This window comes from Brevibacterium sp. FAM 24630, from assembly GCF_049804075.1.
GTDB lineage: Bacteria > Actinomycetota > Actinomycetes > Actinomycetales > Brevibacteriaceae > Brevibacterium.
In genome coordinates this window covers 24,039-49,105 of record NZ_JBNBZD010000021.1, presented here as the reverse complement: position 1 = coordinate 49,105, position 25,067 = coordinate 24,039, and the positions used below count along the sequence as shown (strand labels likewise).

22 protein-coding genes are annotated in these 25,067 nt (G+C 63.8%); 4 read left to right on the top strand and 18 right to left on the bottom strand.

Annotation, left to right across the window (positions count from 1 at the left end; all coding sequences use genetic code 11):
• Positions 1-2: 2 nt before the first annotated feature.
• From rplP to rpsL, 13 genes are all read right to left on the bottom strand, one after another.
• Positions 3-419: a 50S ribosomal protein L16 gene (rplP, locus tag ACPUD7_RS14320; protein WP_135537122.1), complete on the bottom strand. Its 417-nt coding sequence runs from the start codon at positions 417-419 to the stop codon at positions 3-5.
• Positions 420-422: 3 nt separating this feature from the next.
• Positions 423-1,238 carry a 30S ribosomal protein S3 gene (rpsC, locus tag ACPUD7_RS14315; protein ID WP_135537123.1) on the bottom strand — a complete coding sequence of 272 codons (816 nt, stop codon included), beginning with the start codon at positions 1,236-1,238 and terminating at the stop codon, positions 423-425.
• Positions 1,238-1,624 carry a 50S ribosomal protein L22 gene (rplV, locus tag ACPUD7_RS14310; protein WP_025777926.1) on the bottom strand — a complete coding sequence of 129 codons (387 nt, stop codon included), beginning with the start codon at positions 1,622-1,624 and terminating at the stop codon, positions 1,238-1,240. Before rplV ends, rpsC begins: the two co-directional genes overlap by 1 nt.
• A gap of 42 nt (positions 1,625-1,666) precedes the next feature.
• Positions 1,667-1,948 (bottom strand): 30S ribosomal protein S19, encoded by a 282-nt coding sequence (gene rpsS, locus ACPUD7_RS14305; RefSeq protein WP_135537125.1) that lies wholly within the window; start codon positions 1,946-1,948, stop codon positions 1,667-1,669.
• A 15-nt stretch (positions 1,949-1,963) separates the two neighbouring features.
• Entirely contained in the window at positions 1,964-2,800 is an 837-nt protein-coding gene (gene rplB / locus ACPUD7_RS14300) for a 50S ribosomal protein L2 (protein WP_135537126.1), read from the bottom strand.
• A 30-nt stretch (positions 2,801-2,830) separates the two neighbouring features.
• Positions 2,831-3,130, bottom strand: coding sequence for a 50S ribosomal protein L23 (gene rplW / locus ACPUD7_RS14295; protein WP_135537127.1), 300 nt, complete (start codon positions 3,128-3,130; stop codon positions 2,831-2,833).
• A complete protein-coding gene (gene rplD, locus ACPUD7_RS14290) occupies positions 3,127-3,780 on the bottom strand; it encodes a 50S ribosomal protein L4 (RefSeq protein ID WP_135537128.1) in 654 nt (217 codons plus the stop codon). Before rplD ends, rplW begins: the two co-directional genes overlap by 4 nt.
• Before the next feature lie 5 nt (positions 3,781-3,785).
• Positions 3,786-4,460, bottom strand: a complete 675-nt coding sequence (gene rplC, locus ACPUD7_RS14285; RefSeq protein ID WP_135537129.1) for a 50S ribosomal protein L3 — start codon at positions 4,458-4,460, stop codon at positions 3,786-3,788.
• 11 nt (positions 4,461-4,471) lie between these two features.
• On the bottom strand, positions 4,472-4,780 hold the full coding sequence (gene rpsJ, locus ACPUD7_RS14280; protein WP_009379191.1) for a 30S ribosomal protein S10: 309 nt from the start codon (positions 4,778-4,780) through the stop codon (positions 4,472-4,474).
• Between the two features lie 459 nt (positions 4,781-5,239).
• Positions 5,240-6,433 carry an elongation factor Tu gene (tuf, locus tag ACPUD7_RS14275; RefSeq protein ID WP_135537130.1) on the bottom strand — a complete coding sequence of 398 codons (1,194 nt, stop codon included), beginning with the start codon at positions 6,431-6,433 and terminating at the stop codon, positions 5,240-5,242.
• Positions 6,434-6,549: 116 nt separating this feature from the next.
• Positions 6,550-8,655 carry an elongation factor G gene (gene fusA / locus ACPUD7_RS14270; RefSeq protein ID WP_425120276.1) on the bottom strand — a complete coding sequence of 702 codons (2,106 nt, stop codon included), beginning with the start codon at positions 8,653-8,655 and terminating at the stop codon, positions 6,550-6,552.
• Positions 8,656-8,753: 98 nt separating this feature from the next.
• A complete protein-coding gene (rpsG, locus tag ACPUD7_RS14265; RefSeq protein ID WP_135537132.1) occupies positions 8,754-9,224 on the bottom strand; it encodes a 30S ribosomal protein S7 in 471 nt (156 codons plus the stop codon).
• Positions 9,224-9,598, bottom strand: coding sequence for a 30S ribosomal protein S12 (gene rpsL, locus ACPUD7_RS14260; RefSeq protein ID WP_092015674.1), 375 nt, complete (start codon positions 9,596-9,598; stop codon positions 9,224-9,226). The genes rpsG and rpsL overlap by 1 nt, the downstream gene beginning before the upstream one ends.
• A gap of 535 nt (positions 9,599-10,133) precedes the next feature.
• Here rpsL and ACPUD7_RS14255 point away from each other — a divergent pair.
• Both ACPUD7_RS14255 and katG read left to right on the top strand, forming a co-directional pair.
• Positions 10,134-10,610: a Fur family transcriptional regulator gene (locus tag ACPUD7_RS14255; RefSeq protein ID WP_425120275.1), complete on the top strand. Its 477-nt coding sequence runs from the start codon at positions 10,134-10,136 to the stop codon at positions 10,608-10,610.
• A gap of 120 nt (positions 10,611-10,730) precedes the next feature.
• Complete coding sequence (gene katG / locus ACPUD7_RS14250) at positions 10,731-12,938, top strand: catalase/peroxidase HPI (RefSeq protein WP_425120274.1); 2,208 nt, start codon at positions 10,731-10,733, stop codon at positions 12,936-12,938.
• Positions 12,939-13,220: 282 nt separating this feature from the next.
• Here katG and ACPUD7_RS14245 read toward each other — a convergent pair whose 3' ends face one another.
• Genes ACPUD7_RS14245 through ACPUD7_RS14235 form a run of 3 tightly spaced genes read right to left on the bottom strand, consistent with a single transcriptional unit; the run spans position 13,221 to position 15,470 of the window.
• Positions 13,221-14,447 (bottom strand): sensor histidine kinase, encoded by a 1,227-nt coding sequence (locus ACPUD7_RS14245; RefSeq protein ID WP_425120273.1) that lies wholly within the window; start codon positions 14,445-14,447, stop codon positions 13,221-13,223.
• Positions 14,374-14,757 carry a hypothetical protein gene (locus tag ACPUD7_RS14240; RefSeq protein WP_425120272.1) on the bottom strand — a complete coding sequence of 128 codons (384 nt, stop codon included), beginning with the start codon at positions 14,755-14,757 and terminating at the stop codon, positions 14,374-14,376. The genes ACPUD7_RS14245 and ACPUD7_RS14240 overlap by 74 nt, the downstream gene beginning before the upstream one ends.
• Positions 14,754-15,470, bottom strand: a complete 717-nt coding sequence (locus tag ACPUD7_RS14235) for a response regulator transcription factor (protein WP_135537135.1) — start codon at positions 15,468-15,470, stop codon at positions 14,754-14,756. The genes ACPUD7_RS14240 and ACPUD7_RS14235 overlap by 4 nt, the downstream gene beginning before the upstream one ends.
• Positions 15,471-15,764: 294 nt before the next feature.
• Here ACPUD7_RS14235 and ACPUD7_RS14230 point away from each other — a divergent pair, with 294 nt between their 5' ends.
• Positions 15,765-16,460 (top strand): DUF1707 SHOCT-like domain-containing protein, encoded by a 696-nt coding sequence (locus tag ACPUD7_RS14230; RefSeq protein ID WP_135537136.1) that lies wholly within the window; start codon positions 15,765-15,767, stop codon positions 16,458-16,460.
• The gene (locus ACPUD7_RS14225) at positions 16,457-17,482 is read left to right on the top strand and encodes an ATP-dependent 6-phosphofructokinase (protein ID WP_135537137.1); all 1,026 of its coding nucleotides are present in this window, start codon (positions 16,457-16,459) and stop codon (positions 17,480-17,482) included. Before ACPUD7_RS14230 ends, ACPUD7_RS14225 begins: the two co-directional genes overlap by 4 nt.
• Positions 17,483-17,638: 156 nt before the next feature.
• On the opposite strand, the gene ACPUD7_RS14220 is transcribed toward ACPUD7_RS14225, so the two are convergent.
• Both ACPUD7_RS14220 and rpoB read right to left on the bottom strand, forming a co-directional pair.
• On the bottom strand, positions 17,639-21,511 hold the full coding sequence (locus tag ACPUD7_RS14220; RefSeq protein ID WP_135537138.1) for a DNA-directed RNA polymerase subunit beta': 3,873 nt from the start codon (positions 21,509-21,511) through the stop codon (positions 17,639-17,641).
• A 68-nt stretch (positions 21,512-21,579) separates the two neighbouring features.
• The gene (rpoB, locus tag ACPUD7_RS14215; RefSeq protein ID WP_135537139.1) at positions 21,580-25,059 is read right to left on the bottom strand and encodes a DNA-directed RNA polymerase subunit beta; all 3,480 of its coding nucleotides are present in this window, start codon (positions 25,057-25,059) and stop codon (positions 21,580-21,582) included.
• Positions 25,060-25,067: the final 8 nt, after the last annotated feature.

The following is a 25,067-nucleotide window of genomic DNA, read 5'->3' as shown; positions in this document are numbered from 1 at the left end:
TCTCACTCACCACCTTCGCGGGCCACGATACGGGCCTTCAGCGGAAGCTTGTGGATCGCCAGGCGCAGAGCCTCGCGAGCAACTTCCTCGGACACACCGGCGAGTTCGAACATGACCCGACCCGGCTTGACATTGGCGATCCACCATTCAGGCGATCCCTTACCGGAACCCATACGGGTCTCGGCAGGCTTCTTCGTCAGCGGGTGGTCGGGGTAGATGTTGATCCACACCTTGCCGCCGCGCTTGATGTAGCGCGTCATGGCAATACGTGCGGCCTCGATCTGCCGGTTGGTGACGTAGGCGGGCTCGAGAGCCTGGATGCCGTAGTCACCGAAGGACACCGTCGTGCCTCCCTTGGCGGCGCCGCCCCGACGGGGATGGTGCTGCTTACGGAATTTCACTCGACGAGGGATCAACATATCTCAGCCCTCCGATCCGGCCTCAGCCGCGGGGGCTTCGGCATTGTTCTCAGTGTTACGGGCCTGGTCACCCCGGCGCGGTGCGCCTTCCTGACCACGTCCGCGGCCACCACGACCGCGCCCACGGCCACGCGGGCCACGAGCAGCAGGAGCCTTCGCCTGCTCGGCAGCAAGCTCCTTGTCGGTCATGTCGCCCTTGTAGATCCACACCTTGACGCCGATGCGTCCGAATGTGGTGTGTGCTTCGTGGAGACCGAAATCGATGTTCGCACGCAGGGTGTGCAGCGGCACACGGCCTTCGCGGTAGAACTCGGACCGGCTCATCTCAGCACCGCCGAGGCGGCCGGAGCACTGCACGCGGATGCCCTTGGCACCGGCACGCTGCGCGCTCTGGATCGCCTTGCGCATTGCGCGGCGGAAGGCCACGCGGCTGGCGAGCTGTTCGGCAACTCCCTGAGCGACGAGCTGTGCGTCGATCTCGGGGTTCTTCACCTCAAGGATATTGAGCTGAATCTGCTTGCCGGTGAGCTTCTCGAGCTGACCGCGGATGCGGTCCGCTTCGGCTCCACGACGTCCGATGACGATGCCCGGACGTGCGGTGTGGATATCGACGCGGACACGGTCACGCGTGCGCTCGATGTTGACCTTCGAGATGCCGGCCCGTTCGAGGCCGGTGTTCATCATCTCGCGGATCTTGACATCCTCGAGCACGTAGTCCTTGTAGCGCTGCCCCGGCTTGGTCGAGTCAGCGAACCACTTCGACTTGTGATCCGTGGTGATTCCGAGTCGGAATCCGTTCGGATTGATCTTCTGGCCCATTAGCGGTTCCCCTTCCGGCTCTTGCGCTGAGGCAGGTCGTCGCCGCTGGCCAGGACCACGGTCACGTGGCTCGTGCGCTTCTCGATGCGAAAAGCGCGACCCTGGGCACGCGGACGGAACCGCTTCATGGTCGGTCCCTCGTCCACGAATGCTTCGGAGATGACCAGTTCGTTCTCGTCGAACGCAACGCCTTCCTCGTCGGCCCGGACACGCGCATTGGCGATGCCGGAGGCAACGAGCTTGTAAATCGGATCTGATGCCGACTGTTCTGCAAACTTCAACACTGCAAGTGCTTCGGTCGCCTGCTGACCACGAATGAGGTCGATGACGCGCCGAGCCTTGCGAGGCGTGACGCGCAGGTAACGCGCCTTAGCCTTGGCTTCCATCGCTTCCTTCTCTCTTGTCTAGGATCGTAAGAGTGCCCCGCCTCAGCGGCGGCGACCCTTGCGATCGTCCTTTTCGTGGCCACGGAACGTCCGTGTCGGTGCGAACTCGCCGAGCTTGTGTCCGACCATCGACTCAGTGATGAAGACGGGGACATGCTTGCGTCCGTCATGTACCGCGATGGTGTGTCCCAGGAAGTCCGGGATGATCATCGAGCGACGAGACCATGTTTTGATGACATTTTTGGTGTTCTTCTCGTTCTGGCGAGCGACCTTCTGGTAAAGGTGCTCGTCGACGAAAGGACCCTTTTTGAGGCTACGAGGCATAAGTCAGTACTCCAATCAGCGCTTCTTGCCGGTCCGGCGACGGCGCACGATGTACTTGTCGCTCTCTTTGTTCGGCCGGCGTGTGCGGCCCTCCAACTGACCCCACGGGCTGACTGGGTGACGACCACCCGAAGTACGGCCCTCGCCACCACCATGCGGGTGGTCGATCGGGTTCATCACGACACCGCGGACGGACGGGCGATGGCCCTTCCAACGCATGCGGCCTGCTTTGCCCCAGCTGATGTTCGACTGCTCGGCGTTGCCGACCTCGCCGACCGTGCCACGGCAGCGCGCATCAACATTGCGGATTTCGCCCGAAGGCATCCGCAGCTGTGCGAAACGGCCGTACTTCGCCACGAGCTGCACGGACGAACCGGCAGAACGAGCGATCTTGGCACCGCCGCCGGGACGCATTTCAACTGCGTGCAGCACGGTACCGACCGGGATGTTGCGCAGGGCAAGGTTGTTGCCCGGCTTGATGTCTGCACCCGGACCGGCTTCCACCTGTGCACCCTGCTTGAGGTTCTGCGGGGCGAGGATGTAGCGCTTCTCTCCGTCTGCATAATGCAGCAGAGCGATGCGAGCCGTACGGTTCGGGTCATATTCGATGTGTGCGACCTTCGCCGGAACGCCATCTTTGTCATGGCGGCGGAAGTCGATGACACGGTATTGGCGCTTGTGACCGCCGCCCTGGTGGCGGGTGGTCACGCGTCCCTGGCTGTTGCGGCCGCCGCGCTTGGGCAGCGGACGCAGAAGCGACTTCTCCGGTGTAGACCGGGTCACTTCGACGAAGTCGGCGACCGACGAGCCACGGCGGCCCGGGGTCGTCGGCTTGTGCTTACGGATTCCCATGAGTCTTGTCCTTCTTTGACGAAGGATCGCTTAGAGCGATCCACCGAAGATGTCGATCGATCCGTCCTTGAGGGCGACAATGGCACGCTTGGTGTCCTTGCGCTTTCCCCAACCGGTGCGGGTGCGGCGGCGCTTGCCCTGGCGATTCAGGGTGTTGACCTTGGCGACCTGCACATCGAAGATCGATTCAATGGCGTGCTTGATCTCGGATTTGTTCGAGTCCTGGTCGACGAGGAAGGTGTACTTTCCTTCGTCCATCAGGCTGTACGTCTTCTCCGAGACGACCGGTGCGACGATGATGTCGCGCGGGTCCTTGAAGTTGAGACTCATGATGCGTCCTCCGATTTGCGGTTGCCGCTCAGGAACGACTGCAGAGCTGCCTCGGTGAACACGATGTCATCGGCGAGCAGCACATCGTAGGTGTTGAGCTGATCGAAGGTGAGCACGTGGACATGCGGCAGGTTGCGCACGCTCAAGTTGTTGAGCTCGTCGTCGCGATCGAGCACCACAAGGGTGTTCTTACGGTCGGACAGGCCGGCCAGTGCGGCCTTCGCCTGCTTGGTCGACGGTGCGTCGCCGGTGACCAGATTCTTCACGACGAAGACCTGATCGAGCCGTGCACGATCGGACAGGGCACCGCGCAGTGCGGCAGCCTTCATCTTCTTGGGGGTCCGCTGCGAGTAGTCGCGCGGAACCGGTCCGTGCACGATACCGCCGCCGTTGTACTGAGGAGCGCGGATCGAACCCTGACGGGCGTTGCCGGTTCCCTTCTGACGGTACGGCTTGCGGCCACCGCCGCGGACCTCGGAACGGGTCTTCGTCTTGTGTGTGCCCTGACGGGCCGCAGCGAGCTGCGCAACGACGACCTGGTGGATCAGCGGCACGTTTGCAGGCACACCGAAGACTTCGGCGGGCAGCTCAACGGAACCGGACTTGGCACCAGCGGCATCGATGACGTCGACTGTCTTGACATCAGTCATTACGTTCAGGCCTCCTTCACGGCCGAGCGAACGAGGACGACTCCACCCTTGGGGCCGGGAACGGCACCCTTGATGAGCAGGAAGTTGTTCTCGCTGTCCACGGCGTGGATCGTGAGGTTCTGGGTGGTGTGCTTGACAGCGCCCATACGGCCGGCCATGCGCATACCCTTGAACACGCGACCAGGTGTTGCGGCGCCGCCGATCGAACCTGGCTTGCGGTGGTTGCGGTGCTGACCGTGGGAGGCACCGACACCGGCGAAGCCGTGACGCTTCATGACACCGGCGGTTCCCTTGCCCTTGGTCTTCGCGGTCACATCGACCTTGATCCCGGACTCGAACGAGTCGACACCGAGTTCCTGGCCGAGCTCGTAGTCAGCAGCGTCTGCGGTGCGCAGTTCGACGAGGTGACGACGTGGGGTCACGCCGGCCTTCTCGAAGTGGCCTGCAGTCGGCTTGTTGACCTTACGAGGATCGATCTCGCCGAACGCGATCTGCACGGCGGGGTAACCATCGGTTTCCTCGTTGCGGATCTGGGTCACGACGTTGTTTCCGGTGGCCACGACGGTCACCGGAACGAGGTTGTTCTGCTCATCCCACACCTGGGTCATGCCCAGCTTGGTTCCCAGAAGGCCCTTGACCTTGCGGGTGGTCGGGAGAGCCGATGAACGAGTGTTCGCCATTGCTGCCTCCCTTAGAGCTTGATCTCGATGTTGACGTCGTCAGCGAGGTCGAGACGCATAAGCGAATCGACGGCCTTCGGCGTCGGGTCGACGATGTCGATCAGACGCTTGTGCGTGCGCATCTCGAAATGCTCACGGCTGTCCTTGTACTTGTGCGGCGAACGGATGACGCAGTACACGTTCTTCTCCGTCGGCAACGGCACGGGGCCCACAACAGTCGCACCAGCACGAGTGACGGTGTCCACGATCTTGCGCGCGGCACTGTCAATCACAGCGTGGTCGTACGACTTGAGCCGAATGCGGATCTTCTGTCCCGCCATGGCGTCGTCTCTTTCTTTAGTTACTTCCGGCCATCAACCCGCAGCACCCGAAGGTGACTGCCGTCTGTGCCGGCTGACCATGACCGACCCCCGAGGTCGGGCGTGTCGGCTGTTCCTGACGGAGAAATTCTCACTTCTGCCCATCAGCCGCCGACGGCGCTTCTACTCATTGGCTGCTCGGTCCGAACCCGCATGCTGCAGATTCATCGATCCGATAGTGTTCTGAGCTGTTCGCGGTATCTCTACCGCAGTGCAGGGGTCAACGCTCAAAACGCAACTTCACTATCTTGTCACATAGCACTTCACAGGCGCAATTCCAGCCATCGCTCCTGTGAGGGATCTCTCACGGCCGCCCTGCGCTCCGACCGGAGTCTTCGCAGGCCGATCGGGCCGGTGAATGCGGCAAGGGCCGCAGTCCCGAAGGACTGCGGCCCTGCCTGTGGTACTCGGTGAGTCAGATCAGGCGTTGATCTTCGTGACTCGACCAGCGCCGACGGTGCGGCCACCTTCGCGGATTGCGAAGCGGAGGCCGTCCTCCATGGCGATCGGCTGGATGAGCTCGACCGACATGTCGGTGTTGTCGCCGGGCATGACCATCTCGGTGCCCTCGGGCAGCGTGATGACGCCGGTGACGTCCGTGGTCCGGAAGTAGAACTGCGGACGGTAGTTCGAGTAGAACGGGTTGTGACGTCCGCCCTCGTCCTTGCTCAGGATGTAGACCTGAGCTTCGAACTTGGTGTGCGGGGTGATCGAACCCGGCTTCACGATGACCTGACCGCGCTCCACGTCCTCACGCTTGGTGCCGCGGAGGAGCAGACCGACGTTCTCGCCTGCACGAGCATCCGGCAGAACCTTGCGGAACATCTCGATAGCGGTGACGGTCGTCTTGGACGACTTCTCCTTGATGCCGACGATTTCGATTTCGTCGTTCGGCAGGAGCACACCGCGCTCGACACGACCGGTGACGACGGTTCCACGACCGGTGATCGTGAAGACGTCCTCGACGGGCATGAGGAACGGCTTGTCGACATCGCGCTCCGGCTCGGGAACGTTGTCGTCGACGGCAGCCATGAGATCCTGCACGCTCTTGACCCACTTCTCGTCGCCTTCCAGCGCCTTGAGAGCGGAGACCGGGATGACCGGTGCGTTGTCGCCATCGAAGTCCTGGCTCGAGAGCAGGTCGCGAACCTCGAACTCGACGAGCTCGAGGAGCTCTTCGTCATCGACCATGTCGGACTTGTTCAGAGCGCAGACGATGTAGGGCACACCGACCTGACGCGCGAGCAGCACGTGCTCACGGGTCTGAGGCATCGGACCGTCGGTAGCGGCCACGACGAGGATCGCACCGTCCATCTGAGCTGCACCGGTGATCATGTTCTTCACGTAGTCAGCGTGGCCCGGGGCATCGACGTGAGCGTAGTGACGCTTCTCCGTCTGGTACTCAACGTGCGAGACGTTGATGGTGATGCCGCGCTCCTTCTCCTCAGGTGCGTTGTCGACCTGATCGAAGGCGCGAGCTTCGTTGAGCTCCGGGTACTGATCCGCCAGGACCTTGGTGATCGCGGCGGTCAGGGTGGTCTTTCCGTGGTCAACGTGGCCGATGGTGCCGATGTTGACGTGCGGCTTAGTCCGTTCGAAACTAGCCTTTGCCACTGGGTTCCTCCTCGTGGTTGTCAAAAGATATGCGGTACATATCTTAGACCTTTTGTTGGTTATCTTTCATTCCGATGACCATGTTCTTGGTCACCGGGGCGACCGGATTCCGGAGATTACTCTCCGCCGCGCACCTTCTGGATGATCTCCTCGGCAACAGCCTTCGGGACCTCCGCATAGCTGGAGAAAGTCATCGAGTACACCGCACGGCCCTGGGTCTTCGACCGCAGATCACCGATGTAACCGAACATCTCCGAGAGCGGGACTACAGCCTTGACGACCTTCACACCGGAAGCATCGTCCATCGACTGAATCTGTCCACGCCGGGAATTCAGGTCGCCGATGACGTCACCCATGTATTCCTCAGGGGTGCGCACCTCGACGTCCATGACCGGTTCGAGAAGAACCGGGCTCGCCTTCTTGACGGCCTCCTTGAAGACCATCGATCCGGCGATCTTGAATGCCATCTCCGAAGAGTCGACATCGTGGTAGGCGCCATCGACCAGGGTGGCCTTGACACCGACCATCGGGTAGCCGGCCAGTGTGCCAAGCTGCATGGCATCCTGGATTCCGGCATCGACACTCGGAATGTACTCGCGCGGAACGCGTCCGCCCGTGATGGCATTCTCGAATTCGTAGATCGTATCGCCATCGACCTCGAGAGGTTCGAAGGTGACCTGGACCTTCGCGAACTGTCCCGATCCACCCGTCTGCTTCTTGTGGGTGTAATCGTATTTCTCGACAGTGCGACGGATGGTCTCACGGTAGGCGACCTGAGGCTTGCCCACATTCGCCTCCACCTTGAACTCGCGACGCATGCGGTCGACGAGGATGTCGAGGTGGAGTTCGCCCATTCCGCGGATGACCGTCTGACCGGTCTCCTCGTCGAGCTCGACCTGGTAGGTCGGGTCTTCCTTGACGAACTTCTGGATCGCCGAGGACAGCTTCTCCTGGTCGCTCTTCGTCTTCGGCTCAATGGCCACGGAGATCACCGGCTCCGGGAAGGTCATCGACTCAAGCGCGATCGGGTTGGCCGGATCGCTGAGCGTGTCACCCGTTGTGGTCTCCTTGAGACCGATGAAGGCGTAGATGTGGCCGGCGAAGGCCTCTTCCACGGGATTCTCCTTGTTGGAGTGCATCTGGAAGAGCTTGCCGACGCGTTCCTTCTTGCCCGAAGTGGTGTTGAGCACCTGTTCACCGGACTTCACATGACCGGAATACACGCGGACATACGTCAGCGATCCGAAGAACGGGTGTGTGGAGACCTTGAACGCCAGTGCCGAGAACGGTTCGTCCTTGGCGGGCTTGCGGGTGAGGTCCTCGTCCTCGTTGCTCGGGTTGTGTCCGATCATCGGAGGCACATCGAGCGGCGAGGGCAGGTAGTCGATGACCGCATTGAGCATGGGCTGGACGCCCTTGTTCTTGTATGCGGAACCGCACATGACCGGGAAGGCTTCCGACTTGATGACGAGCTCGCGGATTCCGGCCTTGACGTCGGCAGTCGTGAGCTCTTCGCCCTCGAGGTACTTCTCCATGAGCTCTTCCGAACTCTCGGCGACGTCCTCGACGAGCTGCGCACGGTACTCGACAGCCTTCTCCTTGAGATCCTCGGGGATCTCGATCTCGGTCATGTCCTGACCCATCTTGGACTCGTCCGGCCAGACGTAGGCCTTCATGTCAAGCAGGTCGACGACACCGGCGAATTCGCTCTCGGCACCGATGGGCAGCTGAATGACCAGCGGCTTGGCTCCGAGGCGCTCCTTGATCGTCTGGACGGTGAAGTAGAAGTCTGCGCCGAGCTTGTCCATCTTGTTGACGAAGCAGACACGCGGAACGTCGTACTTGTCAGCCTGACGCCACACGGTCTCGGACTGCGGTTCGACACCTTCCTTGCCGTCGAACACGGCGACAGCACCGTCGAGGACGCGCAGCGAGCGCTCAACCTCGACCGTGAAGTCGACGTGACCCGGGGTGTCGATGATGTTGATCTGGTTGTCGTGCCAGTAGCAGGTCGTCGCGGCCGACGTGATCGTGATGCCGCGTTCCTTCTCCTGCGCCATCCAGTCCATCGTGCCGGCGCCGTCGTGGGTCTCGCCCATCTTGTAGTTCACGCCGGTGTAGAAGAGGATGCGTTCGGTCGTGGTTGTCTTACCGGCATCGATGTGGGCCATGATGCCGATATTGCGGACCTTGTTCAGGTCGGTGAGCACGTCAAGTGCCACGGTATCTCTCTCTCAATCGATGATTTGCTCGACTCCCCTGCGGCCCGGTCGGCAGCTCGCGCGGACGCTGTCCGCCGGCCGGGCAGCTGGGAAAACGATTACCAGCGGTAGTGGGCGAAGGCCTTGTTGGACTCGGCCATCTTGTGAACGTCCTCGCGGCGCTTGACTGCTGCACCGAGGCCGTTGGCGGCATCGAGGATCTCGTTCATGAGTCGTTCGGTCATAGTCTTCTCACGGCGCTGACGGGCGTAGCCCACCAGCCAACGCAGAGCCAGGGTGGTCGAACGACTCGGGCGAACATCGACCGGCACCTGGTAGGTCGCTCCGCCGACGCGGCGGGAACGGACCTCGAGGGACGGACGGATATTGTCGAGAGCCTTCTTCAGATTGACAACGGGATCGTTGCCGTTCTTCTCGCGGGTGCCCTCGAGGGCACCGTAGACGATGCGCTCTGCGGTCGAACGCTTGCCGTCGAGCAGGATCTTGTTGATCAGCTGCGTGACGAGCGGTGAGCTGAAGACCGGGTCAACGACGATCGGTCGCTTGGGTGCAGGACCTTTACGTGGCATTACTTCTTCTCCCTCTTCGCACCGTACTTGCTGCGAGCCTGCTGACGACCCTTGACGCCCTGGGTGTCGAGCGAACCGCGAACGATCCGGTAGCGCACACCGGGCAGATCCTTGACGCGGCCACCGCGCACGAGCACGATCGAGTGCTCCTGCAGGTTGTGTCCCTCGCCGGGGATGTAGGCGGTCACTTCGATCTGGCTCGAAAGCTTGACACGAGCGACCTTGCGAAGAGCCGAGTTCGGCTTCTTGGGGGTAGTGGTGTACACACGGGTGCACACTCCACGACGCTGCGGGCTGCCCTTGAGGGCAGGAGCGTCAGATCCTGCTGAATTGACATGCCGTCCCTTGCGGACGAGCTGCTGGATTGTCGGCACTAAGCGTTCTCCATTTGCTTCTCGATAGACCTAATTCCCAACACCGGCCATGACCGCAGTCATGTCTGTGAACCGTGGGACATATCCGACTGCACACCGGGTGAAGCTTGGCTCCCGATGCCAGTAACCACGCGAGTCACCGACCCCTGCGCTCGGGTGTGTCGCAAGGACGCTGCGGCGCAGGTTCGACGTCTCGGCGGCCTGCATCGACGAATTCTCACAAGGGATCCGAAACTCACAGAAGACTCGGCAGGAGCGTTCGACAACGCAGATAACACAATCAGTCGCTTACCAGAATATCCCGCACTTCGGTATCTGGTCAAAATCACGGTCGTCCACGGTACCCTGCAAACTCGCGGAAATCAGCGAGGCACGCCTGTGACCTCGACTCCCGGCCCTGCGGACACCCGGGTTCGACGCGACGGCGTCCACCGACATCCGCGCCGTGAATGGGGCACGGATGGGCCGGACCGCCTCGGCGAGGGGTTTTCATCGTTTCCTTGACTCATTCAAAAGAAGCGTGCATTCTGGTGGTGTGAACGGGACGAATCAAGAACACGTCGACGAGGCTGGCGCCGCTCTGCGGCAGACGTCTCTGCGCGTGACGAAACAGCGGGTCGCGGTGCTCGAAGCCGTGCGGGATCATCCGCATGCTGACACCGACACCGTCATCCGCTCAGTGCGCGAGTCGCTGCCTGCGGTCTCCCACCAGGCCGTGTACGACTCGCTCCACACCCTCACCGAGGTCGGTCTCGTCCGCTGCATCCAGCCATCCGGCTCGGTTGCTCGGTACGAACGGCGGATCGGAGACAATCACCACCACTTGGTGTGCCGGTCATGCAATCTCATCGTCGATGTCGACTGCACGATCGGTCAGGCACCGTGCCTGACGCCCTCCCACGATGCCGGCTTCCTCATCGAACAGGCCGAAGTCACCTTCTGGGGCCTGTGTCCCGACTGCGCGGACTCCGGTGCCGAGAGGCCCGAGGTCGGCCGTCGTTCCGCCGTGTGAGTCCACGCTCCGTTCATTTCCATCCGTCTTCTTCCGAGGACACCCCTATGCCCTCTTTCCGAGGTCAGCCCTTATCTTCAACGGAGTCGCCGAAGTCGACTCGACTGTGAAAGGAATACGATGACCCAGACGACCACAGGCGGCTGCCCGGTCGCCCACACCTCCACGGAGCCGGCAACGGCGCCGGATTCCCGACAGCTGGTCAACCCCGTCCAGGGCGACGCCAATGCGCAGTGGTGGCCCAATCGCCTCAACCTCAAGATCCTCGCCAAGGGCCAGCCGGCACGCGACCCCATGGACCCCGACTTCGACTACGCGGCCGAGTTCAACAGCCTCGACTACTTCGCGCTCAAAGCCGATATCGAAGCACTGCAGAAGAACAACCAGGACTGGTGGTCCGCGGACTTCGGCAACTACGGTCCGTTCATGGTCCGTATGGCCTGGCACTCGGCCGGAACCTATCGCGTCCAGGACGGTCGCGGCGGCGGAGGCGAAGGCCAGCAGCGTTTCGCTCCCCTGAACTCCTGGCCCGACAATGTCCTGCTCGACAAGGCGCGCCGTCTGCTGTGGCCGGTCAAGAAGAAGTACGGCAAGAAGATCTCCTGGGCCGACCTGTTCATCCTCGCCGGGAACGTCGCCCTCGAGCAGATGGGCTTCGAGCCCTTCGGATTCGCCGGCGGCCGCGCCGATGTGTGGGAGCCGGACAATGACGTGTACTGGGGCTCGGAGTCCGAATGGCTGGGCACCGACAAGCGCTATGTGGGCAACGGAGAGCTGCAGAAGCCTCTGGCCGCGACCACCATGGGCCTCATCTACGTCAACCCCGAGGGCCCCGAGGGCGAGCCGGATCCGCTGAAGTCGGCGCTCGAGATCCGTGAGACCTTCGCACGGATGGCGATGAACGACGAAGAGACCGTCGCCCTCATCGCCGGCGGCCACACCTTCGGCAAGACCCACGGTGCGGCGCCCGAATCCCACAAGGGCACCGACCCCGAGGCAGCTCCGCTCGAGGAGCAGGGCCTGGGCTGGCGCAGCGACTACGGAACCGGTCAGGGCAACGACACCGTCGGCAGCGGCATCGAGGTCACCTGGACCTACCACCCGACCCGTTGGGACAACGAGTTCTTCCACATCCTCTTCGCCTACGAGTGGGAAGTCTTCGAGAACGAAGGCGGACATCTCCAGTGGCGTCCCATCGACGGCGGCGGCGACGATATGGTGCCGATGGCACAGGGCACCGGCCGCCGTGAGCCCCGCATGCTCACGACCGACCTGGCCCTGCGCTACGATCCCATCTACGGGGAGATCTCCCGCCGGTTCAAGGACGATCAGAAGGCCTTCCAAGATGCCTTCGCCCGCGCCTGGTTCAAGCTCACTCACCGTGACATGGGACCGGCCACCCGCTACCTCGGCCCCGAGGTTCCCACCGAGGAGCTCATCTGGCAGGATCCGATTCCCGCCGGCACCTCGCTCGACGCCGCCGGCCTGGAGGCCGTGAAGGCCGCCGTCCGCGACTCGGGTCTCACGGTGTCCCAGCTGGTGTCGACCACGTGGGCGGCGGCGTCCTCCCACCGGGTCTCGGATATGCGCGGCGGAATCAACGGCGGACGTCTCCGCCTCGAACCGCAGCGCAGCTGGGAGGCCAACGAGCCGACCAAGCTCGCGCAGGTTCTGCCAGTCCTCGAGGAGATCGCCGAGTCGACCGGTGCGTCGTTCGCCGATGTGCTGGCCATCGCCGGTGCCGTCGGAGTCGAGACAGCTGCGAAGGCGGCCGGCCATGAGGTCACCGTGCCGGTCTCGACCGGTCGCGGGGATGCCACACAGGAGCAGACGGATGTGGATTCCTTCGGCTTCCTCGAGCCCACCCATGACGGGTTCCGCAATCATCTGACCGCGGATCTTCCGCTCCGGGCGGAGTACCTGCTGCTCGACAAGGCCAGCCTGCTCGGGCTCACCCCGCCGGAGCTGACCGTGCTCATCGGCGGTCTGCGCGTCCTCGGAGCGAACTTCGAGGACTCCGATCTCGGAGTGTTCACCGACCGACCGGGCGAGTTGACGAACGATTTCTTCGTCAACCTCCTCGAGCTCGGCAACGTGTGGAAGCCGGTCGGCGACTCCGAAACCGCCGAGTTCTACGAGTGCTTCTCCCCTGCCGGTGAGAAGCTGTGGACCGGCAGCCGCGTCGATCTGCTCTTCGGTGCGAACTCCGAGCTGCGCGCCATCGCGGAGGTCTACGGATCCGACGATGCCGGCGCGAAGTTCGTCGCCGACTTCGTCAAGGCCTGGACCAAGGTCGTCGAAGCCGATCGCTACGATCTGCACCGCTGAGATGAGCATCGACTCCGCCGAGGCGACTCCGCAGTGAAGCTGTGACTCGACCGGTCTGCTGCTGAGTCGGTCCACGGCTCTTCGAGTCTGCGACTGAGTCGGCCCCGCAACGACGATGCCCCCACCGGAGTCGGTGGGGGCATCGTCGTGTCATCATTCGTTCCTGTTGAGGTCGGCGAGGCCGATGGCACTCTCGGCCTCGGGACTGCAGTCCGCCCAGGCCGGCCCTGTGTTCGGGCTGTGCGATCCACCCGGGTCAGGCATCCGTCTCAACAGCCCCGTTCATGGGGTCGGCAGCCGCAGTTCGAAGGCCGTGCCCTCTCCCGTGCTCGTCATCGAAATGCTGCCGTGCATGAGCTCGACGAGCCCAGACGCGATGGCCAGGCCCAGGCCCGAGGAGCCGCCCTTCGCCCCGTCCTGACGAGTCCTCGACGGGTCGCCGCGGACGAACCGGTCGAAGACCCGGTCCCGGATCTCCGGGGGTATGCCCGGACCGTCGTCGCTGATGCGGACCACCACGACATCGCGGGGCAGCTGACCGGCAACCGGTTTGCGCTGCGCTGAGGCTTCGACACGCACTCGAGTCCCCGGAGGCGTGTGCACACACGCATTGGTGAGCACGATCGACACGACGCGTCGGACCTGATCGACAGCGCCACGGACTTCGAGGGCCTCGGGCGGCACATCGAGGACGATGGCATGGTCGGGGTTGACCACATGCGCGTCCTCGACGAGTTCGATGAGCAGGGCGGACACATCGACGGGGTCCTTGCGCGTCGGCTGCCGACCGGCCTCGAGTCGGGCGAGCAGAAGAAGGTCGTCGACCAGGACCGACATCCGCATCGCCCCGGAATCGATCCGGCCCAAGGAGGTGGCTACCTCGGCGGGAAGCTCCTCACGGTATGGGCGGGTGAGGTCGGCCCACCCGCGGATCGTCGCGATCGGGGTACGCAGCTCATGGGAGGCGTCAGCGACGAACCGGCGCATCTGCTCCGTGCCCCGATACCGTTCTTCCAGGGCGGAGCCGACATGGTCGAGCATCCGGTTGACCGAGGCCCCGACATCACCGACTTCGGTGCCGGGGACGGCGAGTTCGCTCGGCACTCTCAGCGCGAGCTCGGGTTTGCCGGCCCCCAGTTCGAGGTCGGTGACCTCCCGTGCGGTGCGGGCGACGTCGCGGAGGTCACGCAGCTGACGATGAATGATCACTGCCATGAGCGCGGCAGTGGTGAGTACGCCGATGAGGACGACGAACGCGGTTGTCCAGGCTGTGCGGTCGAGTGCCTCGTCGACACTGCCCTGCGGCACACCGTAGACGGTGGTGGTGTCGCCGTCGGCGAAGGCGACCACCCGGTAGGAGCCGAACCCCGGCACGCGCACGGACTCATGGGCGGCCTCGTCGCCGGGTTCGATCTCGAGAAGGGCAGTGATCGCCTCAGCAGACAGCGGTCGCGGTCGGGTCAGCCCCGCCTCGGCGATCAGACCTTCTCCCCCCGCTGCCGGAATCAACGACGACGAGCGCACCGTCTCCCACGCCCGGCTGGAAGAGATAGCGCAGCGCCGAATCGACGGCCGCGGACGATCCGCCGTCCGTGCCGGTGCCAGAGCCCGGTCCTGCGGCCGCATCTCGGCCCGAACCAGGACCGTCCGCCGAGCGCGCATGCGAGGTCATCGACGTCAGCTGTGCGTCGAGGTCCGCCATGAGGGAGCTGCGCACACTCAGCCAGGAGGCGGCGCCGATCCCGGCTCCGACGAGCATGAGGACGAGTCCGGCGAGGACGATCAGCCGCGTCTGCAGCCGCCACCGGCGCAGTCTCATGATTCGGCTCGCATGATGTAGCCGGCTCCGCGTTTGGTGTGGAAGAGGTTCTCCAGATCCGGGAACGGAGCGTCGATCTTCTTCCTCAGGTAGGAGACGTAGAGTTCGACGATATTGCCGTTGCCGCCGAAGTCGTAGTCCCATACGCGGTCGAGGATCTGCGCTTTGGACAGCACGACTCGCGGATTGCGCATGAACAGCAGCAGCACCTCGTATTCGCGGGCCGTCAGCTCGATCGGGTGACCGGCGCGGGTGACCTCGTGCGAGCGTTCGTCGAGTTCGAGGTCCCCCACCCGCAGCACGTCGTCCTCGTCGCCCGGACCGTTCGTCACGCTGCGGCGGAGACGGGCCTCGATCCGGGCGATGACCTCGTCGAGGTTGAACGGCTTCGTCACATAGTCATCCCCGCCGAGGCGGAGCCCCGTGAGTCGGTCATCGACCTCATCGCGGGCGGAGAGGAACACCACCGGGGTTTCGATCCCCTCCCCGCGGAGCTTCTCGATCACAGCGAACCCGTCGAGGTCGGGCAGCATCACGTCGAGGACGATCGCATCGAAATGCTCACTGCGCGCCAGCGCCACCGCTTCCCGTCCGGTGCCGACGCCTGTGGCCTGCCAACCCCGAACATGGCAGGCCATGACGAGCAGTTCGGTGAGGTTCGCTTCGTCGTCGACGAGGAGAATGCGTGCCGGAGCCGCCGCTGTCGATGTCATAGGTCGATTATCCCCCTCATTCCGCGCTGAGATCGCAGAGGAGACGGAGCCGGGGCCCTGTGCGTCGGAGAAGCCGGCACGAAGACTGGTCCTGAGCAGCCGGCTGCAAGAACAGGAGATGATTTCACGTCTGATTCCCCGTTTCGCCGCCGGGCGCCGGTCTCGTATCTCATAGCCTCCACCTTCGCGGCACCACATGGGCCCCGGATTGGTCGCTGCTGTGGTCCCGCTGTGGACTCATCCGCTCAGCAGACCGACCTGTCCCCTGCTTCGAGTCCCGCTACACTGGAGAGCATGGCCGATGATGACTCCCCTCCTCCTCAACGCCGCGTTCGCGCCTCCGACAAGGACCGTGATGATACGCTCTCGGTGATCACCGAGGCGGTCACGAACGGGCGGCTGGACCCGGAGGAGACTGCGGAGCGCCAAGACGATGCGATCGCCGCGAAGTTCGTCGACGAACTCATGCCGCTCCTCGACGACCTGCCCGAGGGCGAACAGCTCCACCGCCGTTTCGCCCGCCAGACCGGCCACGGCTCGGCCACCGGTTCCTCGGTCCCGGGTTCGGCCCTCCAACGGCGCGGGCCCTCCGAACTCTCGCCCACCGCCGAACCGGGCTCGGCCCGACCGATGAGCTCTGTGGCCATCATGTCCGGTCGTGAGATCGACGTCCCACCCGGCACCGCGGAGGTCACCACCTACGCCCTCATGGGCGGGGACAACATCGACCTGTGCGCTGTCATGGGGCCCGGAGTGACGGTCGAAGTGGTCTCCTATGCGATGTGGGCCGGCAACGACATCTATGTCCCGCCGGGCGTACGCGTCCGAGACGAGACGATCAACATCATGGCGGGCAACGAGGTCCGCCAGTCCGCGCGGGGCGACGGGTCGAACGGCACCGTCATCCTCAAAGGCTTCTCTCTCATGGCCGGACACGATGTCCGGCTCGCCAAAGGCTATCGAACAAAGGATCAGGGTCAGCTGGAATGAAGATCGGTGTACTCACCTCGGGCGGCGACTGCCCGGGACTCAACGCTGTCGTCCGCGGCATCGTCCGCAAGGGCATGCGCACCCATGGGGCGTCTTTCGTCGGCATCCGCGACGGATGGCGCGGACTGCTCGAGGACGACATGTTCGATATGACCATGCTCGATGTGCGCGGCCTGTCCGGTCGGGGCGGAACCATCCTCGGCACCTCCCGCACCCATCCCTATGAGGACGGCGGGCCGGAGCGGATGCGCGAAGTCATGGCCGCCCACGGCATCGATTCGCTCATCGCCATCGGCGGCGAAGGCACATTGGCCGGGGCGTCGCGCCTGGTCAACGAGGAAGGTCTTCACATCGTCGGGGTCCCGAAGACCATCGACAACGACCTTGGCAGCACGGACTACACCTTCGGCTTCGACACCGCCCAATCCATCGCCACCGAGGCGATCGACCGGCTGCGCACCACCGCCGAATCGCACCACCGCTGCATGGTCATCGAGGTCATGGGCCGAAACGTCGGCTGGATCGCACTGCACGCGGGCATGGCCGCCGGAGCGCACGCGATCCTCATGCCCGAGTTCCCCGTCTCCTTCGATCAGATCGCCGACTGGGTGACTTCGGCGAAGGAGCGCGGGCGCGCTCCCATCGTCGTCGTCGCCGAAGGCTTCATCCCCGAGGGTTTCGACACCCAGGTCGCCGATCAGGGGCTGGACAACAAGGGTCGAGTCCGCCTCGGCGGGATTGCGAACTATCTGGCACCGAAGATCGAAGAGATCACCGGAATCGAATCCCGGGCCACGATCCTCGGGCACCTGCAACGAGGCGGCTCCCCCACTGCCTACGATCGTGTGCTCTCCACCCGGCTGGGAATGGCGGCTGCCGACCTCGCTCAGCACGGTCATTGGGGCAAGATGGCCAGCCTCAAGGGCACCGATATCGTCTCCGTGGAGATGTCATCGGCGGTGCACAGTCTCAAGTCCGTGCCTCTGCACCGGTGGGAGGAAGCGCAGGTGCTCTTCGGCTGAGCACCCAACGGGCTCAGGACCAGGCAGACACAGAAGAGGGGCACTCACCGCATGGTGAGTGCCCCTCCTCTGTGTCAGCTCTGTCGGGCACGAGGCCCGGGCCGCGCCCGCTGTGTGCGGTGCGCGCCCGGCCCGGCCCGGCTCAGCCGTTGAGACTCAGCTGAACGCGCCGTAGTCGTAGTCCTCCAGCGGGATGGCGGAACCGGATTCGGATCCGATGCCCGCGTAGAAGTCCCCGTAGCTGTTGGTGAACATCTCGGCCTTGGCCTCTTCGGTCGGCTCCACCACAAGGTTGCGGTGCTTCTGCAGGCCGGTGCCCGCAGGGATGAGCTTACCGAGGATGACGTTCTCCTTGAGACCCATGAGCGTATCGGACTTGCCTTCCATGGCCGCCTCGGTGAGGACGCGGGTCGTCTCCTGGAAGGATGCGGCCGACAGCCACGATTCGGTGGCCAGCGACGCCTTCGTGATGCCCATCAGCTCGTCACGAGCCGATGCGGGCTGTCCGCCTTCGGCGACGACACGACGGTTCTCCGCCTGGTAGCGGCCGCGGTCGACGAGCTCGCCGGGCAGCAGGTTCGTGTCGCCCGACTCGATGACGGTCACGCGACGCAGCATCTGCCGCACGATGACCTCGATGTGCTTGTCGTGGATGCCCACGCCCTGCGAACGGTAGACCTTCTGGACTTCCTCGACGAGGAAACGCTCGGCCTCACGACGACCGCGGATGCGCAGCACCTGCTTCGGATCGACCGCACCGACGATGAGCTGCTCACCGGCCTTGACGTGCTGACCATCCTCGACGAGGAGGCGGGCGCGCTTGGACACGGCATGCTCGATCTCCTCGCTGCCGTCATCGGGGGTGATGATGACGAAGCGGGTCTTGCGGCTGTCGTCGACCTTCGCCCGACCGGTCGCCTCGGCGATGGGGGCGAAGCCCTTCGGTGTGCGAGCTTCGAAGAGCTCGGTCACACGCGGCAGACCCTGGGTGATATCACCCGAGGAGGCCGCCGCACCACCGGTGTGGAACGTACGCATCGTCAGCTGGGTTCCCGGCTCACCGATCGACTGGGCAGCGACGGTGCCGATGGCCTCGCCGATGTCGACGAGCTTGCCGGTCGCCATCGAGCGACCGTAGTGCTCGGCGGAGATCTGTGTATCGGAGTCCGCGGTCAGCACCGAATGGACCTTGAGCTCCTCGATGCCGGCCGCCACGAGGGCGTCGACAGTGGCGGCGGTGACATCGGACTTCGCCGGGACGATGACATTGCCATCGGCGTCGGTGACGTCGTTGACGGTGAGTCGACCGTAGACGCTGGTCTCCGCGAATTCGTGCGGGACGAGGTTGCCCTCGTGATCGCGTTCGGCAACCGGCAGGGTGATGCCCTTGTTCGAGTCGGCTTCCGCGGTGCGCACGATGACGTCCTGCGACACGTCGACGAGACGACGGGTCAGGTAACCGGAGTCAGCAGTACGCAGAGCCGTGTCGGCCAGACCCTTACGAGCACCGTGCGAGGCGATGAAGTACTCGAGCACTGCCAGGCCCTCGCGATAGTTCGACACGATCGGACGCGGGATGATCTCACCCTTCGGGTTCGTCACCAGACCACGCATACCGGCCAGCTGACGCACCTGCATCCAGTTACCGGATGCTCCGGACTCGACCAGACGCAGCACCGAGTTCTCCTCAGGGAAGTTCGTGCGCATGACCTGGTCGACCTTCTCGGTCGTCTCGGTCCACAGCTTGACGAGCTCGTTGCGGCGCTCGTCGTCGGTGAGCGCACCGAGTTCGTACTGCTGCTGAACCTTCGTGTCGATGGCCTCGGCCTCGTTGAGGATCTCCGTCTTCGCCTCGGGCGAGACGACGTCGGACATCGCGATGGTGATGCCCGAACGGGTGGCCCAGTAGAAGCCGCCGGCCTTGAAGTTGTCCAGCGTGTGGGCGACCTCGACCTTCGGGTACTCCTCGGCGAGGTGGTTGACGATCCGGCTCAGCGCTTTCTTGTCGATCGTCGAGTTGACGAACGAGTAGTCGGCGGGCAGGTACTCATTGAACTGTGCCCGACCCAGAGTCGTCTGCACGTCCAGCGGATCCCCGGCCTCCCAGCCTTCGGGCACCTCGATGTCCGCACCGGGAACCACGTCCTCCAGGCGGATGGTGATCGGCGAACCGAGGTCGAGCTCCCCACGGTCGAATGCCATGATGGCTTCGCCCATACCGGAGAACGAACGTCCCTCGCCGGCCAGTCCCTTGCGCTCGGAGGTGAGGTGGAACAGACCGATGATCATATCCTGCGAAGGCATCGTCACGGGCTTGCCGTCCGAAGGCTTGAGGATGTTGTTGGCCGAGAGCATGAGGACGCGGGCCTCGGCCTGCGCCTCGGGGCTCAGCGGCAGGTGCACAGCCATCTGGTCACCATCGAAGTCAGCGTTGAACGCCGAGCACACGAGCGGGTGCAGCTGGATCGCCTTACCCTCGATGAGCTGGGGTTCGAACGCCTGGATGCCCAGACGGTGCAGAGTCGGTGCGCGGTTGAGCAGCACAGGATGTTCGGTGATGACCTCTTCGAGGACGTCCCACACCTGCGGGTGCTGGCGCTCGACCATGCGCTTGGCCGACTTGATGTTCTGTGCATGGTTGAGATCGACCAGGCGCTTCATCACGAACGGTTTGAACAGTTCGAGAGCCATGGTCTTGGGCAGACCGCACTGGTGCAGGTGCAGCTGCGGGCCGACGACGATGACCGAACGGCCCGAGTAGTCCACACGCTTACCGAGCAGGTTCTGACGGAAACGTCCCTGCTTGCCCTTGAGCATGTCCGACAGCGACTTCAGCGGGCGGTTGCCCGGACCGGTCACCGGACGTCCGCGACGCCCGTTGTCGAACAGCGAGTCCACAGCTTCCTGCAGCATCCGCTTCTCGTTGTTGACGATGATCTCGGGAGCACCGAGGTCGAGCAGACGCTTGAGACGGTTGTTGCGGTTGATGACACGACGGTAGAGGTCGTTGAGGTCCGAGGTGGCGAACCGGCCGCCGTCGAGCTGCACCATCGGGCGCAGCTCCGGGGGGATCACCGGAACGACGTCGAGGACCATGCCCTCGGGGTTGTTGTCGGTGGTCAGGAACGCGTTGACGACCTTGAGGCGCTTGAGCGCACGGGTCTTGCGCTGCCCCTTGCCGGTGGCGATGAGCTCACGCAGCTTCTCGGCTTCGGACTCGAGGTCGAAGTCGATGAGGCGCTTCTGGATCGCCTCGGCGCCCATGGCTCCGGTGAAGTAGAGCCCGAAACGGTGGAACATCTCGCGGTACAGGCTCTCGTCGCCTTCGAGGTCGTTGACCTTGAGGTTCTTGAAACGGTCCCACACCTGCTCGATACGGTCGACCTCGCGGTCGGCGTTCTTGCGCAGCTTGTCCATTTCCTTCTCGGCGGTGTCGCGCAGCTTCTTCTTGGCCTGGGCTGTGCCGCCGTCGGCCTCGAGTGCGGCGAGATCCTCTTCGAGCTTCTTGGCACGACGATCGATGTCGGCGTCACGGCGGGTGCCGATCTGCTGCTTCTCGACGTCGATCTTGTTCTGCAGGCTGGGCAGATCACGGTGACGGGAGTCCTCGTCGACGGAGGTGATCATGTAGGCCGCGAAGTAGATGACCTTCTCCAGGTCCTTCGGGGCCAGATCCAGCAGGTATCCCAGACGGGAGGGCACACCCTTGAAGTACCAGATATGGGTCACGGCAGCGGCGAGCTCGATGTGGCCCATGCGCTCACGACGCACCTTGGCACGGGTCACCTCGACGCCGCAGCGTTCGCAGATGATGCCCTTGAAGCGGACGCGCTTGTACTTTCCGCAGGCGCACTCCCAGTCGCGGGTCGGCCCGAAGATCTTCTCGCAGAAGAGTCCGTCCTTCTCCGGCTTCAGGGTGCGGTAGTTGATGGTCTCGGGCTTTTTCACCTCACCGTGTGACCAGCCGCGGATATTCTCTGCGGTGGCAAGACCGATGCGCAGTTCATCAAAGAAATTGACGTCAGGCACGTAAATCCTCTTTCCTGGCGATGAACGAATCGTTCACCAAAAAGTTGTGTCGGTTGAAGTGGAAGTCCTCAGACTTCTTCTACGGTCTGTGCTTCGCGGCGCGAGAGATCGATGCCGAGTTCCTCGGCGGCACGGTAGACCTCGTCCTCCGATTCGCCCATCTCGACGTGGCCGCCGTCGGAAGAGAGAACTTCGACGTTGAGGCACAGGGACTGCATCTCCTTGATGAGGACCTTGAACGACTCGGGAATTCCCGGGTCGGGCAGGTTCTCACCCTTGACGATGGCTTCGTAGACCTTCACACGGCCCGGGATGTCATCGGACTTGATCGTCAGAAGCTCCTGCAGCGTGTAGGCGGCGCCATAGGCCTCGAGGGCCCAGACTTCCATCTCACCGAAGCGCTGACCACCGAACTGCGCCTTACCACCGAGCGGCTGCTGCGTGATCATCGAGTACGGTCCGGTCGAACGCGCGTGGATCTTGTCGTCGACGAGGTGGTGGAGCTTGAGCATGTACATGTAGCCGACCGAGATCGGGTACGGGAACGGCTCGCCGGAGCGTCCGTCGAACAGCTGTGCCTTGCCCGAGGAATCGATGAGGCGGTCCCCATCGCGGTTCGGGGTGGTCGAATCCAGCAGTCCGCGCAGCTCCTGCTCGTGTGCACCGTCGAAGACGGGGGTGGCCAGGTTCGTGCCGGCCTCAGCCTCGCGGGCCGCTTCCGGCAGTTCGGCTGCCCACTCGGGGTTGCCTTCGATCTTCCAACCCTGCTTCGAGATCCATCCGAGGTGGACTTCGAAGACCTGTCCGATGTTCATACGACGGGGAACACCGTGCGGGTTGAGGATGACGTCGACGGGAGTGCCGTCGGCGAGGAACGGCATGTCCTCGACCGGCAGGATCGTCGAGATGACGCCCTTGTTGCCGTGACGGCCGGCCATCTTGTCACCGATGGTGATCTTGCGGCGCTGAGCCACGTAGACGCGGACCATCTGGTTGACACCGGGCGAGAGCTCGTCGTCATCCTCACGGTCGAAGACGCGGACTCCGATGACGGTGCCGATCTCACCGTGCGGAACGCGCAGCGAGGTGTCGCGGACCTCACGGGACTTCTCACCGAAGATCGCGCGCAGCAGGCGCTCTTCGGGAGTCAGCTCGGTCTCACCCTTCGGGGTGACCTTGCCGACGAGGATGTCACCGTCGGTGACCTCGGCGCCGATGCGGATGATGCCGCGATCGTCGAGGTCGGCCAGCGCATCGGGCGAGATGTTCGGGATGTCCCGGGTGATCTCTTCGGCGCCGAGCTTGGTGTCGCGGGCGTCGACCTCGTGCTCCTCGATATGGATCGAGGACAGCACATCGTCCTGGACGAGGCGCTGGGAGAGGATGATCGCATCCTCGTAGTTGTAGCCTTCCCAGGACATGAACGCGACGAGGAGGTTCTTGCCCAGAGCCATCTCACCGTTCTCGGTGGACGGGCCGTCGGCGAGGACGGTGCCGGCTTCGACACGATCGCCTTCGTCGACGAGGATGCGCTGGTTGTACGAGGTGCCGTGGTTCGAACGCTTGAACTTCGACGCTTTGTAGGTCAGCTGGGTTCCGTCGTCGGCGAGGACCGTGACGAAGTCGGCCGAGACCTCGGTGATGACACCGGGCTTCTCGGCGGTGATGACGTCACCGGCGTCGACGGCGGCACGGTATTCCATGCCGGTGCCCACGACGGGCGATTCGGCCATCACCAGCGGCACGGCCTGACGCTGCATGTTCGCACCCATGAGGGCACGGTTGGCATCGTCGTGCTCGAGGAACGGGATCAGGGCCGAAGCCACGGACACCATCTGGCGTGCGGAGACGTCCATGAAGTCGATCTGGTCGTCCTGGACAAGCTCGGCCTCACCGCCGCCGCCCTTCGGACGGGCCAGGACCTCGACCTCGGCGAAACGCTGGTCTTCGGTCAGCGGCGCGTTGGCCTGAGCGATGTTGAAGTCGAGTTCGTCATCGGCGGTCAGGTACTGCGTCTCATCGGTCACGACACCGTCGACGACCTTGCGGTACGGGGTCTCGATGAAGCCGAACGGGTTGATGCGGGCATAGGAGGCCAGAGAACCGATCAGGCCGATGTTCGGGCCTTCCGGGGTCTCGATCGGGCACATGCGGCCGTAGTGCGAGGGGTGCACGTCACGGACTTCCATCGCGGCGCGGTCACGAGAGAGGCCACCAGGTCCCAGCGCGGAGAGACGACGCTTATGGGTCAGACCCGCCAGCGGGTTGTTCTGATCCATGAACTGGCTCAGCTGCGAGGTGCCGAAGAACTCCTTGATCGCAGCCACCACGGGGCGGATGTTGATCAGGGTCTGCGGGGTGATCGCCTCGACGTCCTGGGTGGTCATGCGCTCACGCACGACACGCTCCATACGCGACAGACCGGTGCGGATCTGGTTCTCGATGAGCTCACCGACGGCGCGGATGCGGCGGTTGCCGAAGTGGTCGATGTCGTCGAGCTTGACGCTCAGCTCGACCTCTTCGCCGTCGCGGGTGCCCTTGGAGGTCTCCACTCCGGCGTGCAGCGACACGAGGTAGCGGATGGTGGCCACGATGTCGTCGGTCGAGAGGACCGAGTCCGACAGCGGGGCCTCGACGCCGAGCTTGCGGTTGACCTTGTAGCGGCCGACCTTGGCCAGGTCGTAGCGCTTCGGGTTGAAGTAGAGGTTGTTGAGCAGGTTGCGGGCGGCCTCAGCCGTCGCGGGCTCGGCCGGGCGCAGCTTTTTGTAGATGTCGAGCAGCGCTTCGTCCTGCGTGTTGACGGTGTCCTTGGCCATCGTCTCGCGGATGGACTCGAACTCGCCGAACTCTTCGAGGATCTTCGCCTCGGTCCAGCCGAGAGCCTTGAGCAGAACGGTCACGGACTGCTTGCGCTTGCGGTCGAGACGCACACCGACCTGGTCGCGCTTGTCGACCTCGAACTCCAGCCATGCGCCACGGGAGGGGATGATCTTCGCGGTGAAGATGTCCTTGTCCGTGGTCTTGTCGACGCTGGATTCGAAGTAGGCGCCGGGCGACCGGACGAGCTGGGAGACGACGACGCGTTCGGTGCCGTTGACGATGAACGTGCCCTTGTCGGTCATGAGGGGGAAGTCGCCCATGAACACGGTCTGGCTCTTGATCTCGCCCGTGTTGTTGTTCATGAACTCGGCGGTGACGTACAGCGGCGCCGAGTAGGTCATGTCGCGTTCCTTGCACTCATCGATCGAGTACTTGGGAGCCTCGAACCGGTGCTCGCGGAACGACAGCGACATGGATCCGCCGAAGTCTTCGATCGGCGAGATCTCTTCGAAGATGTCCTCGAGTCCCGAGGTGGTTGCGACGGAGTCGTCTCCGATCTCGATGGCTTCGGCGACGCGGTCCTGCCACGCCTCCGATCCGATCAGCCAGTCGAAGCTGTCCGTCTGCAGACCGAGCAGATCGGGAACCTCGAGAGGTTCGCGAATCTTCGCGAAGGAAATTCTCTGGGGGGGATTAGCGGTCCTGGTGTTGTCGTTGGCGGCGGCCAATTGGTTCC

What these genes read in the sequence shown, in the direction of transcription:
- rplC (WP_135537129.1), bottom strand. Translation starts at nt 4,460, where the DNA reads ATGGCGAACACTCGTTCATCGGCTCTCCCGACCACCCGCAAGGTCAAG.
- ACPUD7_RS14230 (WP_135537136.1), top strand. Translation starts at nt 15,765, where the DNA reads ATGGCCGATGATGACTCCCCTCCTCCTCAACGCCGCGTTCGCGCCTCC.
- rpsS (WP_135537125.1), bottom strand. Translation starts at nt 1,948, where the DNA reads ATGCCTCGTAGCCTCAAAAAGGGTCCTTTCGTCGACGAGCACCTTTAC.
- rpsC (WP_135537123.1), bottom strand. Translation starts at nt 1,238, where the DNA reads ATGGGCCAGAAGATCAATCCGAACGGATTCCGACTCGGAATCACCACG.
- rplP (WP_135537122.1), bottom strand. Translation starts at nt 419, where the DNA reads ATGTTGATCCCTCGTCGAGTGAAATTCCGTAAGCAGCACCATCCCCGT.
- rplB (WP_135537126.1), bottom strand. Translation starts at nt 2,800, where the DNA reads ATGGGAATCCGTAAGCACAAGCCGACGACCCCGGGCCGCCGTGGCTCG.
- katG (WP_425120274.1), top strand. Translation starts at nt 10,731, where the DNA reads ATGACCCAGACGACCACAGGCGGCTGCCCGGTCGCCCACACCTCCACG.
- ACPUD7_RS14225 (WP_135537137.1), top strand. Translation starts at nt 16,457, where the DNA reads ATGAAGATCGGTGTACTCACCTCGGGCGGCGACTGCCCGGGACTCAAC.
- rplV (WP_025777926.1), bottom strand. Translation starts at nt 1,624, where the DNA reads ATGGAAGCCAAGGCTAAGGCGCGTTACCTGCGCGTCACGCCTCGCAAG.
- rplD (WP_135537128.1), bottom strand. Translation starts at nt 3,780, where the DNA reads ATGACTGATGTCAAGACAGTCGACGTCATCGATGCCGCTGGTGCCAAG.
- rpsG (WP_135537132.1), bottom strand. Translation starts at nt 9,224, where the DNA reads ATGCCACGTAAAGGTCCTGCACCCAAGCGACCGATCGTCGTTGACCCG.
- rplW (WP_135537127.1), bottom strand. Translation starts at nt 3,130, where the DNA reads ATGAGTCTCAACTTCAAGGACCCGCGCGACATCATCGTCGCACCGGTC.
- ACPUD7_RS14235 (WP_135537135.1), bottom strand. Translation starts at nt 15,470, where the DNA reads ATGACATCGACAGCGGCGGCTCCGGCACGCATTCTCCTCGTCGACGAC.
- ACPUD7_RS14240 (WP_425120272.1), bottom strand. Translation starts at nt 14,757, where the DNA reads ATGAGACTGCGCCGGTGGCGGCTGCAGACGCGGCTGATCGTCCTCGCC.
- rpsJ (WP_009379191.1), bottom strand. Translation starts at nt 4,780, where the DNA reads ATGGCGGGACAGAAGATCCGCATTCGGCTCAAGTCGTACGACCACGCT.